The organism is Rhizobium sp. P1_B8, assembly GCF_056406515.1.
This window is the reverse complement of record NZ_JBFTZZ010000004.1, coordinates 36567-52885: the sequence shown is the minus strand read 5'-3', so window position 1 is coordinate 52885 and position 16319 is coordinate 36567. Positions and strand designations below refer to the sequence as shown.

Genomic DNA, 16319 nt, shown 5'->3' with positions numbered 1-16319 from the left:
ACCGGTTTCGCCGGCCCCCTCATCCGCCCTACGGGCACCTTCTCCCCGCTGGGGAGAAGAGGGAATCGAGATGTTGCGGCATATCCCTTCTCCCCGCAGTCGGGCTAACCCACCGCCTCAATCGCCCTGCGCATCTGCCGGACAATAGCGACATCGGTCTTGTTGGTACTCTTCGCCTCGAAGCCGAAGGCGACCGCGCGCAGATCGGCGCTTTCGACGGGCGAGCTGCAGGAGCCGTGGACCTCGCGGGCGCCGGTCGCCTGCAGGATCTCGCCGACATTTGCCGGGCGGATGCCGCTGCCGGGCATGATGGCGATGCGGCCGGCCGCCTTTGCCGAAATGCGCTTCAGCGCGTCGAGGCCGTCGGTGGCCTTCAGGGCGCAGCCGGAGGTCAGGATGCGTTCGCAGCCGAGTTCGACCGCCTGTTCCAGCGCCTGGTCGGCATCCGGCACCAGATCGAAAGCGCGATGCAGCGTCGAGCCGAGGCCGGCCGCATGCGCCTTCAAACGGTGGATCAACGGCATGTCGAGCGTACCATCCGGCCGGTTGGCGCCGATGACGACACCGGCAAGGCCAGCGGCGCGCACGGCATCAATATCGATCATCATCGCTTCCTCATCTGCCCCGTCGAAGATGAAAGGCCCGGCGTGAGGGCGGATCATCGCGTAGACCGGAATGGGAGCCCGGGCGGCGATCTTCATCAGGCTCGGCAGCGGCGTCAGGCCGCCGAGCTCCAGCGCCGAGCAGAGCTCGATGCGGCCGGCGCCGCCTTCGATCGCGGCGGCAAGGCCTTCGGCGCTGTCCACGCACACTTCAAGCAAGATTGTCACGCTGCAGTCTCCCTGGCTCCGGCGTCCGTCGGCCTTATGGTGCGCGCCACGGTTTCCGAGGTAATTCTCGCCGCCACCTCGATGATGACAGTGCAGGCATCGGCGGCGGCTTTTCGATGGTTGAAGGCGACGTGATAGGACATCGGCAGGTGCTCGTCGAGATCGACGATGCGCACCTTGTCGGCAATCGGCATGGCGCTGACGCGGCCGAGGAAGGAGACGTAACCGTGATTGGCGACGAGGTCGACGATGACCGGCAGCGAATCCGCCGCGGTGATATCCTGGCCGCGCAGGCGCCAGTTGGGCGCGCGCTCGTAGCTGAAGGCCATGGCCGCATGGCCGAGGCCGGTGCGCGGGCTCGGCATGCAGATCGGGTGGCCGGCAACGAGATCGGCGACGCTGGTCTCGGCGCTATCCGGTGGCGCGATCACCACCATGTCGGTCTGCAGCAATTCGCGATGGCGGAAGTTTTCCAGCCCGAAGACCGAATCCAGGATCGCGACATCGATGCGGCCGCTCTTCAGCGCCTCGCGCAGATCGTCGGCGGTCATCGAGACCAGCGAGATCGCATTGTTGTTGCGGCGTGCATTCCATTCCGAAACCAGCGTGCCCAGGCAGCGGGCCACCCAGCTTTCCGATCCGGTCGGGATGATCGAGCCGATGCGTAGCGATCGGGCGGTGCGCCGATAACGCTCGTCGGCCGACGATTTGAGATCGTTCCACGCCTGGCTGATCGCCATGAAGATCTGGTAGGCGCGCCTGCCCTCTTCCGTCAGCACCGAGCCCTGCGCCTGCCGCTCGAACAGGCGATGGCTTAAAAATTTCTCAAGATTGGCAAGCTGAAGCGAAAGCTGCGGCTGACCGAGGCGGAGGCGGCGGGCGGCCCGGTTGATGCTGCCCTGGTCGGCAACTTCGAGAAAGCGTTCCATCGTGACGATCTTGACGGGAATGCGGGATGCCCAGGCCTCGTCGATCCCGGCGGCGGCGCCGTCGTGACCGGCCCATTGGCCGAGTTCAGCGATCGCAGCCGTGATCGGCTCCAGGCTTTCCAGCACCCTGCCGCTCGCAATCAGAGTCGCGAGCTCGCCGGAAGCGCGTTCCGTCAGCTTCATCGCCAGTTCGGTCTCGAGATTATGGATTGCCGTCGAGACGGTGGAGGGCGACAGCTGGAAGCGCCGCGCGGTCTCGCGCACCGAACCGGAGGTCAGGACATGGCTTGCGATGAACAGGGCACCAAGATGCAAACGGTCGCCTCCGGAAAGCGCTGGAAAAACCGGACGATATGCTGTGTTCATGAAAAAAGATATCCCTGCCTCCGGAGAGGCGGGCTATCGTTCCCGTCATAAAAAATCCGGGCGGCGGGAAACCGCGAAAGAGCCGGGGAATATCGTGGAAACACGCAAGGGGACAAAAACAAATCGCGCCGGCCTTGGAAAAGGGAATGCGTTTCCGCGCGCGGAGCCGCATTCGCCGCCATAATCGTGCTGCGACCGCAAATACTGGAGGGGGCTTGCATCGATTTTTCGGGCATGAACGCTATTTCCATGACGCACGCAATTCCGGCATGATGGCGGCTTGGTCGCCTTCGCCGGCGGATTTCCTATGCGCAGGCCTCCCGCCCGAGGCTTGGGCCACATTCAATGGTTTTGAAAAAGGGGACTTTCCATGCTGAAGAAACTCGCACTTGCCGTCTCGCTCTCCGCCTTCGCGGTGGGTGCGGCCCATGCCGCCGACGTCGTCGTTTCGTCGAAGATCGACACCGAAGGCACGCTGCTCGGCAACGTCATTGCGCTCGCTCTCGAAGCAAACGGCATCAAGACGCAGGACCGCATCGCGCTTGGCGCAACACCCGTCGTGCGCAAGGCGATCACCGCCGGCGAAATCGACATCTATCCGGAGTATACCGGCAATGCCGGCTTCTTCTTCAACAAGGCCGATGACGCCGCCTGGAAGAACATCGACCAGGGTTATGAGCTGGCGAAGAAGCTCGATTACGACGCCAACAAGATCGTCTGGCTGACGCCGTCGCCCGCCAACAACACCTGGGCGCTCGCCGTGCGCAGCGATGTCGCCGGTCCGAACAAGCTGAAGAGCCTCACGGACTTCGGCAAGTGGGTCGCCGGCGGCGGTGCCGCCAAGCTTGCCGCCTCCGCCGAATTCGTCAATTCGGCCGGCGCGCTCCCCGCCTTCCAGACGACCTACGGCTTCCAGCTGAAGCCCGACCAGATGGTCGTTCTCTCCGGCGGCGACACGGCGGCGACGATCAAGGCGGCCGCCGACCAAACGAACGGCGTCAACACCGCCATGGTCTACGGCACCGACGGCGCCATCGAAGCGGCTGAACTCACCGTTCTCGAAGACGACAAGAACGTGCAGCAGGTCTATGCCCCGACGCCGATCATCCGCGAAGAGGTGTTGAAGGCCAATCCGAAAATCGAGGAGGTGCTCTCGCCGATCTTCAAGAGCCTGACCGCCGACGAGTTGCGCAAGCTCAACGCCAAGATCCAAGTCGACGGCGAGCCGGCAAAGTCCGTCGCCGAAGCCTATCTCAAGGAAAAGGGCTTCCTGAAGTAATCATCGCTCGCTCCGCCCGATTGCGGGCGGAGCCCCCTTTGCTGATAGGGTTGGGCTGATGTTGGCCAGACAGGGTTGATTTGATGGAAGAAACCTTAGCGGTCCGCAGGCTGGACCGGCTCGGCGTGGTTCTGGTGGCCGGCGGCATCGCGGCGACTGCACTGATGCCCTTCATCTACGTGAAGGCAAACCGCATCGCCGCCGGCAAGCCGATGCTGCTGATGCAGCTTCTTCCCCAGCCTTCCGTCGTCATCCTGACCGTGCTTCTCCTTCTCACCGCCTTCGCCACGCTGTTCCTCACCAATGCGATCGCGCGGCTTGTCATCGCCACACTCTGCCTTGCGGCGCTGATCGTTGCGATCGGCCTCGTCTCGACGGCGGCAACGCCCCCCGGCAGCACGGTAGCGCGCATGACGCCCGGCGGCGGCTTCTGGGCGCTGTTTGCGGTGATCGGGCTCGTCATATCCGATGCGCTTGTCAAAATCCGGCTGGCGCCCTGGATGCGGGTCGCAGCCCTTGCAGCCTATACGGCGCTGCTCTTCATCTCGCTCTCCTCCGGCCTGCTCGACAGCCTTTCGATCATGAAGGAATTCTCGACGCGGGCCCCGCAATTCGAGACCGAAGCGATCTCGCATCTGCTGCTGGCGTTCGGCTCGCTTGCCATCGCCATTGTTCTCGGCCTGCCGCTCGGCATCCTCTGCTTCTGGGTGCCGAAGCTGCGGGCCATCGTGCTGCAGGGGCTGAGCCTCATCCAGACGATCCCGAGCCTGGCACTCTTCGGCCTATTGATGCTGCCGCTCGGCTATCTCGCCACCCATGTGCCGCTCGCCGCCGCGATCGGCATCCGCGGCATCGGCACGGCGCCTGCCTTGATTGCGCTGGTGCTCTATTCGCTGCTGCCGATCGTCGCCAACACCGTCGTCGGCCTTCAGGGCGTCGACCCCTCGGTGCGTGATGCCGCGGCCGGCATGGGGCTGACGCGCTTGCAGATTCTGACCGGCATCGACATGCCGCTCGCCTTTCCCGTCATCCTCACCGGCATCCGCATCGTACTGGTGCAGGCGATCGGCATGGTGACGATCGCCGCGCTGATCGGCGGCGGCGGCTTCGGCATCTTCATCTTCCAGGGGCTCGGCCAGACGGCCATGGATCTCGTCCTGCTCGGCGCCGTGCCGACCGTCTTCTTCGCCTTCTCATCGGCCGTCATCCTCGATGCGGTCATCGACAGCATCCGGGGATCCGCCGCATGACCATGATCGAGATCAGGAACGTCACCAAGCGCTACGGCACGGCCACCGTCGTCGACAACGTCTCGATGAGCGTCGAGAAGGGTGAGATCACCGTCATCGTCGGCACGTCGGGCTCGGGCAAATCGACGCTGATGCGGATGATCAACCGACTGGTGCCGATCACCGAAGGAGAAATCTTCGTCGGCGGACAGAATGTCATGGACGTTCCAGTGACGGAGCTTCGCCGCAAGATCGGCTATGCCATCCAGGGGCACGGCCTGTTTCCGCACCGGACGGTGGCGCAGAATATCGCCACCGTGCCGCAGCTTCTCGATTGGGATTCCGCCCGCATCGCCAAACGCGTCGAAGAACTGCTCGGGCTTTTCAACCTCGATCCGGCAACCTTTGCCGACAAATATCCGCACCAGCTCTCCGGCGGCCAGCAGCAGCGCGTCGGCGTGGCCCGGGCGCTGGCGGCCGAACCGGAGCTGCTGCTGATGGACGAACCCTTCGGCGCGCTCGATCCCGTCATCCGCGGCAAGGCGCAGGACGACCTGCTGGCGATCCAGAAACAGTTCGGTACGACGGTTATTCTCGTCACCCACGACATGGACGAGGCCTTCCATCTCGGCAACCAGATCGCGGTGATGAGCCAGGGCAGGTTGCTGCAATGCTCGACGCCGGAAAAGATCCTCACCGAACCCGCCGATCCCTTCGTGCAGCAATTGACCGGCACGTCCGACCGGGCCTTGAAGCTGATGTCGCTGCTGCCGCTGAAGGAGAGCATGGAGCCGGCGAAGAACGGTCTCGCCTATGCCCTGCCGCAGTCGCTCAGCCTGCGTGATGCGCTGGCCGAAATGATCTGGCAGGGGGTCGACGAGGCGGCCGTGCAGGACGGCGAAAAGGCGCCGGTTGGCTCGATCTCGATGACGCGGCTTCTCGAACTGGGCCGCAAGGCATGAAGCTCGTCGTCGCCAATCTCTTCCGCCTGGCGGCGCTGGCTTTGCTGCTCATCCTGCTGTTCAGGACGGAGTGGCTTTCCTTCCTGCTGGTGCCGCTGACCAGCAACAATGCGCCTGCCGTCTATACGCAGAACAGCCTTGCCTCGCTGGCCGCCGGGCATCTGCAGCTGGTGATCGGATCGATTGTCTGCAGCGCCGTGCTTGCCGTTGTCGGCGGCATCTTCGTGACGCGGGAAAGCGGTGCTGACTTCCTGCCGCTGTCACGCGCCATCGCCAATGCCGGGCAGACCTTTCCGCCGGTCGCGGTGCTGGCGCTCGCCGTTCCCGCCACCGGTTTCGGCGCCATGCCGACGCTGATTGCGCTCTTTCTCTACGGCCTGCTGCCGATCTTCGAAAACACCGTCGCCGGCTTGAAGCAGGTTTCGCCGCAGGTGCTCGATGCCGCCGACGGCATGGGCATGAACGGCACGCAGCGGCTGCTGCGGGTCGAGCTGCCGCTGGCCCTGCCGCTGATCCTCGAAGGGCTGAAGGTGGCGACCGTCATCAATATCGGCACGGCGACGATCGGCTCGACGGTTGCGGCCAAGGGCCTCGGCGAGGTCATCATCGCCGGGTTGATTTCCGACAATACCGCCTTCATCCTGCAGGGCGGCCTGATCGTCGGCCTGATGGCGGTGCTGATCTATGACGCCATGGGTATGGTCGAAGCGGCGATCACCCGAAGAATCGGCTTGCGCGCGGCGTAGGAGGACGAGTACCAAGACTGCCGTGACTACTGCATAATTCCTTAAATCGATTCCGATTTAAGGAATTATGCAGCAATTCAAAGTGCTACAGCGTCCTTTGCGCGTCTAAAAAGACGCGCGGCGCTGTAGTGCAATGGGAGGCAGAATTGGCGAAGATGATCCACTCCATGATCCGCGTTCTCGATGAGGCGCGCTCCGTCGAATTCTACGAGAGGGCCTTCGGCCTTTCGGTGGCCGACCGCGTCGATTTCGAAACCTTCACGCTGATCTATATGAGCAATACCGAGACCGGCTTCGAGCTGGAACTGACCGTCAACAAGGGCCGGACCGCGCCCTATGACCTCGGCAATGCCTATGGCCATCTCGCCGTCTCGGTCGAGGAGGTGGCGGTCGAGCGGGAGCGGCTGTCGAAGCTCGGGCTCAATCCGGGTGAACTGGTAGAGCTCAACCGCGACGGCAAGCTCTTCGGCCTGTTCTTCTTCATCAGCGATCCCGATGGCTACAAGATCGAGGTGCTGCAGCGCCACGGCCGGTTTCTCTGACGCATCGTGCCGAGCCGGATTGCGGCGGCACACATCCAATCTCCCGATAATCCCACAGCTTCGAGCGGCATGAACTAGGAGCCCGCCCATGATCGAGAAGACCGAGCTCAATTCCGGCTGGACGCTCTCCTGTAACGATACAGGAAGATCCAGACTGCCCGCCGCAATCCCCGGAACGGTGCCGGGCTGCGTGCATCTCGACCTGATCGCCAACCGGCTGATCCCCGATCCCTATATCGACGTGAACGAAATCAGCAGTGACTGGATCGGCAAGACCGACTGGACCTATCGCTGCACGTTCGAGGCGATGCCTGACGATGGCAGGGTGCAGGAGCTCGTCTTCGACGGGCTCGATACGATCGCGGTGATATCCCTCAACGGCGAAGAGATCGGCCGCACCTTCAACATGCACCGCACCTATCGTTTCGATGTTTCCCGGCTGCTGAAGGCTGGCCAGAACGAACTCACCGTCACCTTCCGCTCGGCTTACGCCTATGGTGCGGAGATGGAAGAACATTACGGCTACCGTCCCAACAACTATCCGGGACCGGGCAATCTGATGCGCAAGATGGCCTGCAATTTCGGCTGGGACTGGGGGCCGACGCTGGTGACGGCCGGCGTCTGGAAGCCCGTCCGGCTGGAAAGCTGGGATCGGGCGCGGCTTGCCGAAACACGGGTGTCGGCAACGCTTGCCGGCGGTGACGGGCTGGTGAAGGTGCATACCAGGTTGGCGCGGCATGGCGGCACAACGCCGTTGAGGCTTGTCGCCGAAATCGGCGGCGTAACCAAAACGCTGGCGATTGACGCTGACGAAGACGAGATCGCCTTCGAGCTTAACCTCCCCTCGCCGCAGCTCTGGTGGCCGCACCATCTCGGCGCGCAGCCACTTTATCCCCTGACTCTCCGGCTGATCGGCGACGGGAGCGACGATCTGCTCGACGCTCATGAGCGCGAACTCGGATTCCGCTCACTGCGGCTCGACACCTCGGCCGACGACCATGGCTCGGCCTTCACCTTCGTCATCAACGACGTACCGCTTTTCATCTGCGGGGCGAACTGGATTCCGGACGATTGTTTTCCCCCGCGGGTGACGGCTGAGCGTTATGCCGCTCGGATCGAGGAGGCAAAGGCCGCCAATATCCACATGCTGCGCGTCTGGGGCGGCGGCATTTTCGAGGCCGACGAATTCTATGAGGCCTGCGACCGCGCCGGCATGCTGGTCTGGCAGGATTTCCTCTTTGCCTGCGCCGCCTATCCGGAGGAGGAGCCGCTCAGAAACGAGGTCGAGGCGGAGGTGCGCGACAATGTCGTGCGGCTGATGCCGCATGCCTCGCTGGTCCTCTGGAACGGCAATAACGAGAACATCTGGGGCTTCGACGAATGGGGCTGGCGGCCGATCATCAAGGCGGGCGAAAGCTGGGGCCTCGGTTATTATCTCGACCTGCTGCCGAAACTCTGCGTCGAACTCGATCCGGACCGGCCCTATTATCCCGGCAGTCCCTATTCCGGCTCGATGGAGATCGAACCCAATGCCGACGGCCATGGCTGCAAACATATCTGGGACGTGTGGAACGATGTCGGCTACGAGGTCTACCGCAACTATATCCCGCGCTTCTGCTCCGAATTCGGCTGGCAAGCGCCGCCGGCCTGGGCAACGATCGAAGAAAGCGTGCACGACGCCCCGCTGACGCCGCAATCGAACGGCGTCTTCCACCATCAGAAGGCCACCCAAGGCAATGACAAGCTGATCCGCGGCCTGTCCGGCCATTTGCCGGAGCCGCGGACAATGGATGACTGGCACTTCGCCACCCAGCTCAACCAGGCGCGCGCCATCCGCTTCGGCGTCGAACACATGCGCTCGCATCGGAATATCTGCAAGGGTGCGGTGGTCTGGCAGTTCAACGATTGCTGGCCGGTGACCTCATGGGCCGCGCTCGATTCGGCCGGACGCCGCAAGCCGCTCTGGTATGCGCTGAAGGCAGCCTATGATCCGCGCCTGCTGACGATCCAGCCGCGCGGCGGCGGACTTGCGGCGGTGGCCGTCAATGAACGGACGCTGTTCTGGCGGGCGAAGATCAGCGGCAAACGCGTGACGCTCGACGGCACCGTGCTGGCCGAATTCGAATTCTGGCGCCTGCTCTGCGATCGTTTCGAGGCAAAGGAATTCCCGCTGCCCGAGGATATCGTCACCCCCGGCTTACCGAAGGACGAGCTCATCGTCGTGCAGATGCTCGACCGGCGGGCCTTCCATTATTTCGTCGAGGATATCGAGCTTGCCCTGCCGGCACCGCGGCTGACGGTCGATGTCGTCGGGATCGACGGTGGGTATGAGGTCAAGGTGACGGCGCAAAACTTCCTCAAGGATCTCTGCCTGATGGCGGATCGGCTGCATCCGGATGCCGTTGTCGATTCGATGCTGGTGACGCTGCTGCCGGGCGAGAGCCATGTCTTTGCGGTCAAGACGGCAAAGACGATCAGGGCCGATGACATTACCATCGGCACCGTGCTCCGATCGGCCAACGATCTCGTCGCCAAACACTAAAAAGGCCCCGCATCCGCGGGGCCCTTCCAGCTCGGCCTATCGGACGACGTTACATCCAGTAAGGCGGCACGCCGTAGTAATCATAGACCCGGCGGCCATTGTCGTTGTACCAGGTGTCGTCATCGTCCGAATAGCTCGGGGCGCCTTCGATCTGCTCCTTGGTCAGGTCGATGCGATAGCCATCCAGCTGGGTGTCGTAGTTCAGCTTTTCCCAGGGAAGCGGATAATGGTCGTGACCGATGCCCAGGAAGCCGCCGAAGCTCAACACGGCATAGGCGACACGGCCGTCGAGCTTTCCGATGATCAGCCGTTCGATCGAGCCGATATGCCTGCCATCGGGCCCATAGACACGGGTGCCTTCGACGCGGTCGCTGGCGATCAGCGAGTGCGTGACCTTGACATTCGGGTCACGGCGGGTGGCGTCAGTATCCTGGTTCAACATTGTGCACCTCCTTTTGGTGTTTCCTCATGGTGAGTATGCAAGATCAACGTCATGGCGGGCTCAAAGTTCCCCATCCTTTCCATGATCGTGCGCGGGCGGAATATTGACGTTTACGTCAAGGTTAGTATAGCTTCATTCGGCTTGAACCATTCAGGCAATCGCATAAGCTGCCGGACTGGAAGATGGAGGATCTTTCCGGTTATCTGCCGAATGATGTCGGCGCGGCGGCCGCAGGGGAGAGAGACAGATGAACAGCATTTCCGTCCATCCAAACGGCGCCAGGCCGGACAAGCCCTGGCTTGCCGCCTATCCCGATATTGTTCCGGCAGAGATTCCGCCGCTGGAATATGCCTCGCTTGCCGAACTGCTGGAAAAATCCTGCGCCCGTTACGCCGACCGGACCGCCTTTTCCAGCATGGGCAAGGGGATGCGCTACCGCGAACTGGAGAGCCAGACGCGCAAGGTCGCCGCCTGGCTGCAGAGCACCGGCCTTCAGAAGGGCGACCGCGTCGCCGTGATGATGCCGAACGTGCTGCAGAACCCGATCGCCACCTATGCCATCCTGCGCGCCGGCCTCGTCGTCGTGAACGTCAACCCGCTCTATACGCCGCGCGAACTCGAACACCAGTTGAAGGATTCCGGCGCCAAGGCGATCTTCGTGCTGGAGAATTTCGCCCGCACGGTGGAGCAGGTTCTCAACAAGACCGACCTTCGCCATGTCGTCGTCACCTCGCTCGGGGAAATGCTCGGGCCGAAGGGGCTGATCGTCAATTTCGTCGTGCGCAAGGTGAAGAAGCTCGTTCCCTCCTGGTCGATCCCTCAGCACAAGAGCTTCGGCCAGGTGCTCCGCGAAGGTGCCGGAAAAAAGCTCCAGCCGGTCACGCTGACAGGCAGCGACATCGCCTTCCTGCAATATACCGGCGGCACGACGGGCGTTGCCAAGGGCGCGGTGCTGACGCATCAGAACCTGCTCGCCAACAAGGTGCAGCTTTCGCTCTGGCTTCGATCCGCCTTCGAGCGCAAGAAAGAGCCGGAGGTGCTGAATTTCCTCTGCGCCCTGCCGCTCTACCACATCTTCGCGCTGACGGTGAATTCGCTGATGGGCATGTCGCTCGGCGCCCACAATATCCTGATCGCCAATCCGCGCGACATTCCCGGTCTCGTCAAGGAATTCGAAAAGTCGAAGGTCCATATCTTCCCCGGCCTCAACACGCTGTTCAATGCGCTGATGAACAATGCGGATTTCGCCAAGCTCGACTTCTCCTCGCTGATCATGTCGCTCGGCGGCGGCATGGCTGTGCAGCGCCCGGTCGCCGACCGCTGGCTGAAGATGACAGGCACGGCAGTCACAGAGGGCTACGGCCTTTCCGAGACATCGCCGGTTGCCACCGCCAACCGCTTCGATTCGGCTGAGTTCACCGGCACGATCGGCCTGCCGCTTCCCTCCACCGACCTCGACATCCGCGACGAGGCGGGCAATTCGCTGCCGCTCGGCGACGTCGGCGAGATCTGCATTCGCGGACCGCAGGTGATGGCCGGCTACTGGCAGAAGCCTGAGGAAACGGCGCGGGTGATGACCGATGACGGCTACTTCCGCTCGGGCGACATGGGCTTCATGGACGACCGCGGCTATACCAAGATCGTCGACCGCAAGAAGGACATGATCCTCGTCTCCGGCTTCAACGTCTATCCCAACGAGATCGAGGAAGTCGCCGCCATGCATGCCGGCATCCTCGAGGCCGCAGCCATTGGCGTGCCGGACGGACATTCGGGCGAGGCGGTAAAACTCTTCGTGGTCAGGAAGGATCCGAACCTGACGGAAGCGGAGGTCAAAGCCCACTGCATCGCCAACCTCACCAACTACAAGCGGCCGCGCTTCATCGAGTTCCGCACCGAGCTGCCGAAGTCGCCGGTCGGTAAGATCCTGCGCAAGGACCTGCGCGGCTGAATTTGACGTTCTGATGAATCAGTGCCTTTCCTGGTCAGATTGAAGCTGGCCAGGAAAGGCTTAAGGGCCATCCGCTTGCCGCGGGTGGCTTTTTTCCATTTCGGCAGGTGGCTGAACTTGATTTGCGGGTGATAAAGCGAATAGTTTCCGCAACCTTTCCGCCTCCAAAGGAGCCTCCCATGAACGCCATCGTCGAACAGCTGAAAAGCACCGCTGATGCCACCAAGGTGACCGATATCCGGGCCGCCTTCGCCGCCGATTCGCAGCGCTTTTCGCGCTTTTCCGTCTCGCTTGACGACCTGTTGATGGATTTTTCCAAGACGGCGGTGAATGACGACATCCTCAAGCTCTTGGTGAAGCTCGCCGAAGACGGCGGCGTCGAGAAGAAGCGCGAGGAAATGTTCTCCGGCAAGGCGATCAATTTCACCGAGGACCGCGCCGTTCTGCACACCGCGCTGCGCAACCGCTCCAACACACCGGTTCTGGTCGACGGCAAGGACGTCATGCCCGACGTCAATGCGGTGCTTGCCGCCATGGGCAAGTTTGCCGACGACGTCCGCTCCGGCACGCTGAAGGGCGCCACCGGCAAGGCGATCACCGATGTCGTCAATATCGGCATCGGCGGCTCGGATCTCGGCCCTGTCATGGCGACGCTGGCGCTTGCCCCCTTCCATGACGGTCCGCGCGCGCATTTCGTCTCCAATATCGACGGCGCCCATATCGCCGACATCCTGAAGCTGGTGCAGCCGGAAACGACGCTGTTCATCGTCGCCTCGAAGACCTTCACCACCGTCGAGACGATGACCAATGCGCAGACGGCGCGCAACTTCATCGCCAAGGCGCTCGGCGAAGCCGCCGTGCAGCACCACTTCGCCGCCGTCTCGACGGCACTCGACAAGGTCGCCGCCTTCGGCATCGACAGCGGCCGCGTCTTCGGCTTCTGGGACTGGGTCGGCGGCCGCTACTCGATCTGGTCGGCGATCGGCCTGCCGCTGATGATCGCCGTCGGCCCGGAGAATTTCGGCAAGTTCCTCGACGGCGCGCATGCCGTCGACAATCATTTCCGTAAGGCGCCGATTACCGAGAACCTGCCGATGCTGCTCGGCCTGATCGGCTTCTACCATCGCAATGTGCTGGGCTACCCCACCCGCGCCATCCTGCCCTACGACCAGCGCCTGTCGCGCTTCCCGGCCTATCTGCAGCAGCTCGACATGGAATCGAACGGCAAGGGCGTCACCATTGACGGCACGCCGGTCGAAGGCAATTCCGGCCCAGTCGTCTGGGGCGAGCCCGGCACCAACGGCCAGCACGCCTTCTATCAGCTCATCCATCAGGGCACGAGCATCATCCCGGCCGAATTCATGATCGCCGCCAACGCCTTCGAGCCGGAGCTGCGCCACCAGCACCAGCTGCTGATCTCCAACGTGCTTGCCCAGTCGGAAGCACTGATGAAGGGACGCAGTTTCGAAGAAGCCAAGAAGCAGCTGACCGACAAGGGCATGGACGACAAAAAGGCCGATTTCATCGCGCCGCACCGCGTCTTTACCGGCAACCGGCCGTCGATCACCTTCGTCTACGACAAGCTGACCCCTTACGTACTCGGCCGCCTGATCGCACTCTACGAACACCGCGTCTTCGTCGAAGGCGTGCTCTTCCGCATCAACTCCTTCGACCAGTGGGGCGTCGAGCTCGGCAAGGAACTGGCGACGGGCCTGCTGCCTGTCGTCGAAGGCAAGGAGAGTGCCGCATCGCATGATTCGTCGACGCAGGGCCTGGTTGCGGCGCTGGCGAAGCTTGCGAAGTAACCGTTCAAGATTTGCCCCTCACCTAACCCTCTTCCCGCGCGCGGGGAGAGGGGACGTGCCACGCGAGACGTCAATGGGAATCGAGAGGCCGCGGCATTGTCCCTTCGCCCCGTTTACGGGGGTCCGAAGGACGGGGCGAGACACGTGGCTCGACCCCGGTTGGTGCCGGCAGGCGGATGAGGGGCAGACTCGGGCTTAAGCCTTAAAGCCCAATCTCGCGTGCCCAGGGCGGGTTGGCGCCGGCGCGGGAGACGGTGACGGCGGCGGCTTTGGCGCCGAGGGTCAGGGCGTTGCGCAGCGCCTTTTCGTCGAGCGAGACGACCTGCGCCTTGGTGAGCAGATTATCCATCTTCAGCGACGCCAGGATGCCGGCATCGAAAGTATCGCCGGCGCCGACCGTGTCGACGACGGTGACCCGTTCGCTCGGGACCGTCACCTTGCGCTCCTTGGTATAACCGGAGGCGCCTTCTGCGCCCTTGGTGATGACGACGAGCTTGGCGCCGTGGTTCAGCCAGTGGGCGGCGAGCGCATCATGGTCGCCTTCCAAGCCGAACCATTCGAGGTCCTCGTCGGAAAATTTGACGATGTCAGATTTAGCGGCCATGCGCTTGATGCGGGCCATATGCGCCGGCTTGTCCTTGATGAAACCCGGACGAATATTCGGATCGAGCGAGATGACCCGGCGAGCGGCTTCGCGGTCGAGAAGCGCCTCGTAGGTTTCGCCGCAAGGGCTCGGGATCAGGCTGATTGCGCCGAAATGCAGCGCCTCGCAATCGTCACCGAGAACAGGCAGGTCGGCCGTGGTGATCATGCGGCCGGCGGTGCCTTCGTCGTAGAAGGCATAGGTCGCCTGGCCGTTCACCAGCTTGACGAAGGCGATGGTCGAGGGACGCGGCGTAATGGCGCATGGGCTGTAATCGACATTGCTCGCCTTCAGCGTTTCCAGCAGGATTTCGCCCATCATGTCATCGGCGATGCCGGTGAAGAAGGCCGTGGGGATGCCGAGGCGGCCGAGCGCGATTGCGGTGTTGAAGATCGCGCCGCCGGCATAGGGCGCGAAGCCCTTTTCGCCCAGCGTCGTGTCCCTCGGCAGCATGTCGATCAAGGCTTCGCCGCAGCACAAAATCATCGTATTCCTCCCAACAGCATCTATACGTTCATCAACCGATTAAGCGAGCTTTTGTCAACTGGCTAGAGCGAAAGCTCACTAACCCCACCATTCCTTCCCGACCAGGCCAGCGGCGCATCGAGGAAGGCCTCGACTTCCGACAGCGTCTTGTCGTCGAAGAGCTTCTGCTCCTTGGCGACGGCCAGAACATTCCGCCAGGTGGCGATGTGATGCAGCCTGACCTTGCCGTCGGCAAAGCGCTGTTCACCGAATATGCCGTAGAAGAACAGCGCGATGCCATGATCGACGACGCCGCCGGCGGCACGGACCGCATCGATGAACTTGAACATGCTGCCGCCTGCTGTCGTCAGGTCTTCGATGACGAGCACGCGCGAGCCTTCCGGCATATTGCCTTCGATCTGGGCATTGCGGCCATGGCCCTTCGGCTGCTTGCGGACATAGATCATCGGCAGGCCGAGACGATCTGCCAGCAGGGCGGCGAAGGGGATGCCGGCGGTCTCGCCGCCGGCGATGCAATCGAACTGCTCGAAACCGGCATCGCGCATCAGGGTGCTGGCGGCGAAATCCATCACCGTCGAGCGGATGCGCGGAAAGGAGAGCAGCTTGCGGCAATCGATATAGACCGGGCTCGCCATGCCGGAGGAGAGTTTATAGGGCTGAGCGGCATTGAAATGCACCGCCTTGATCTCCCAGAGCATCTTGGCCAGCAGTTCGGCCATCACGGCGCGGTCGGGAAATGTGGTCTGGATCATGCGGCTCTCCTTCGGCTTGGATCCTTGCGGGAATAGCAGCAAGAGCCCGACGTTTCCAGACGAAAGGCGCGCTCATGACAGCAGCAGACGGCCGATATCGGCGATCTGCATCTTCTTGAACAGGGCAATCGCCTGAGCGCCCTCCTCCGCATCCAGCGAAACGGCATAACGTACGCCGGCGGCAAGCAGCTGCATCGTCAGACGGGCGATCGCCAACAGCTCCTTGTGGTCGCGATCCGGCCATAGACGGATCAGCACGGCGAGAAATGCCTGGGCATGAAATTCCATGTCCTCGGCATCGACCTGCTGCAGCAGCTTGTCGGTATGGGTCGCATGCCAGATGTCGCGCATGACGGGCTCACGGCGGAAGAAGGCATAATATTCATCGGCGATATTGGCGAGCGCGCGCTGCAGGGCCGCAGCGTCGGTCACCTTCGCCAGTTCCTCTTCGACGCACCGCCTGCCCTGCTCGTTGAAGCGCTCGGCCAATGTGCGGATGATCGAGGTCTTGTCGGGGAAATATTGGTAGAGGGCGCCGAAGGAAAGACCGGCCTTTTCGACGATCTCGCTCATCTTCAAACCGTCGCTGCCATGGCTTTCGATCAGCTGCGAGGCAACCGCGAGGATCTTTTCGAAGCGCTCGCGGCCGCGCTGCTGGCTGGGGATGCGGCGCGGCTGGCCGGTAGACTCCTGCTGGCGCCTGCGCGTTGCGACCGGCTGTTCCGACATGATCTCTCCTTTTCCACGTTGACAAACAAAATAAGAGAGATTATCTCATTTTGCAAATGAGAGAGTTTCTCTTGTTTGCAAAATATGGA

Annotated in this window: 15 protein-coding genes; 9 read left to right on the top strand and 6 right to left on the bottom strand. The window is 62.6% G+C overall.

From position 1 onward, the window contains the following. Window positions 1–104: 104 nt before the first annotated feature. Both AC1D2N_RS07100 and AC1D2N_RS07095 read right to left on the bottom strand, forming a co-directional pair. Window positions 105–830: a copper homeostasis protein CutC gene (locus tag AC1D2N_RS07100; protein ID WP_130651649.1), complete on the bottom strand. Its 726-nt coding sequence runs from the start codon at window positions 828–830 to the stop codon at window positions 105–107. Beyond that, the gene (locus AC1D2N_RS07095; protein ID WP_047617696.1) at window positions 827–2074 is read right to left on the bottom strand and encodes a LysR family transcriptional regulator; all 1248 of its coding nucleotides are present in this window, start codon (window positions 2072–2074) and stop codon (window positions 827–829) included. Before AC1D2N_RS07095 ends, AC1D2N_RS07100 begins: the two co-directional genes overlap by 4 nt. Window positions 2075–2123: 49 nt before the next feature. Here AC1D2N_RS07095 and AC1D2N_RS07090 point away from each other — a divergent pair, with 49 nt between their 5' ends. The 7 genes from AC1D2N_RS07090 (at window position 2124) to AC1D2N_RS07060 (ending at window position 9425) form a co-directional block, all read left to right on the top strand. Next, a complete protein-coding gene (locus AC1D2N_RS07090; RefSeq protein ID WP_245484433.1) occupies window positions 2124–2309 on the top strand; it encodes an acetyltransferase in 186 nt (61 codons plus the stop codon). Window positions 2310–2495: 186 nt separating this feature from the next. Further along, window positions 2496–3404, top strand: coding sequence for a glycine betaine ABC transporter substrate-binding protein OsmF (gene osmF / locus AC1D2N_RS07085; RefSeq protein WP_003545119.1), 909 nt, complete (start codon window positions 2496–2498; stop codon window positions 3402–3404). A gap of 83 nt (window positions 3405–3487) precedes the next feature. Further along, window positions 3488–4654, top strand: a complete 1167-nt coding sequence (locus AC1D2N_RS07080; RefSeq protein ID WP_130651647.1) for an ABC transporter permease — start codon at window positions 3488–3490, stop codon at window positions 4652–4654. Further along, entirely contained in the window at window positions 4651–5595 is a 945-nt protein-coding gene (locus AC1D2N_RS07075) for an ABC transporter ATP-binding protein (protein WP_047617122.1), read from the top strand. Before AC1D2N_RS07080 ends, AC1D2N_RS07075 begins: the two co-directional genes overlap by 4 nt. After that, complete coding sequence (locus tag AC1D2N_RS07070) at window positions 5592–6341, top strand: ABC transporter permease (RefSeq protein ID WP_047617124.1); 750 nt, start codon at window positions 5592–5594, stop codon at window positions 6339–6341. The genes AC1D2N_RS07075 and AC1D2N_RS07070 overlap by 4 nt, the downstream gene beginning before the upstream one ends. Before the next feature lie 146 nt (window positions 6342–6487). Then, window positions 6488–6883, top strand: coding sequence for a VOC family protein (locus AC1D2N_RS07065; protein ID WP_047617126.1), 396 nt, complete (start codon window positions 6488–6490; stop codon window positions 6881–6883). Between the two features lie 88 nt (window positions 6884–6971). After that, window positions 6972–9425, top strand: a complete 2454-nt coding sequence (locus tag AC1D2N_RS07060) for a glycoside hydrolase family 2 protein (protein ID WP_130651646.1) — start codon at window positions 6972–6974, stop codon at window positions 9423–9425. Between the two features lie 49 nt (window positions 9426–9474). Here AC1D2N_RS07060 and AC1D2N_RS07055 read toward each other — a convergent pair whose 3' ends face one another. Further along, window positions 9475–9867, bottom strand: a complete 393-nt coding sequence (locus tag AC1D2N_RS07055; protein WP_018244602.1) for a PRC-barrel domain-containing protein — start codon at window positions 9865–9867, stop codon at window positions 9475–9477. Between the two features lie 247 nt (window positions 9868–10114). On the opposite strand from AC1D2N_RS07055, the gene AC1D2N_RS07050 reads away from it, so the two are divergent. Together AC1D2N_RS07050 and pgi are read left to right on the top strand one after the other, a co-directional pair. Continuing rightward, window positions 10115–11815, top strand: coding sequence for a long-chain fatty acid--CoA ligase (locus AC1D2N_RS07050; protein ID WP_018447689.1), 1701 nt, complete (start codon window positions 10115–10117; stop codon window positions 11813–11815). Window positions 11816–11994: 179 nt separating this feature from the next. Further along, window positions 11995–13620 (top strand): glucose-6-phosphate isomerase, encoded by a 1626-nt coding sequence (pgi, locus tag AC1D2N_RS07045; RefSeq protein WP_130651645.1) that lies wholly within the window; start codon window positions 11995–11997, stop codon window positions 13618–13620. Window positions 13621–13822: 202 nt separating this feature from the next. On the opposite strand, the gene AC1D2N_RS07040 is transcribed toward pgi, so the two are convergent. The 3 genes from AC1D2N_RS07040 to AC1D2N_RS07030 form a co-directional block, all read right to left on the bottom strand. Continuing rightward, window positions 13823–14749: a carbohydrate kinase family protein gene (locus AC1D2N_RS07040; protein ID WP_130651644.1), complete on the bottom strand. Its 927-nt coding sequence runs from the start codon at window positions 14747–14749 to the stop codon at window positions 13823–13825. Between the two features lie 62 nt (window positions 14750–14811). Beyond that, complete coding sequence (locus tag AC1D2N_RS07035) at window positions 14812–15501, bottom strand: orotate phosphoribosyltransferase (RefSeq protein WP_477980997.1); 690 nt, start codon at window positions 15499–15501, stop codon at window positions 14812–14814. 72 nt (window positions 15502–15573) lie between these two features. Then, the gene (locus AC1D2N_RS07030; protein ID WP_130651643.1) at window positions 15574–16230 is read right to left on the bottom strand and encodes a TetR/AcrR family transcriptional regulator; all 657 of its coding nucleotides are present in this window, start codon (window positions 16228–16230) and stop codon (window positions 15574–15576) included. Between the last annotated feature and the right edge of the window lie 89 nt (window positions 16231–16319).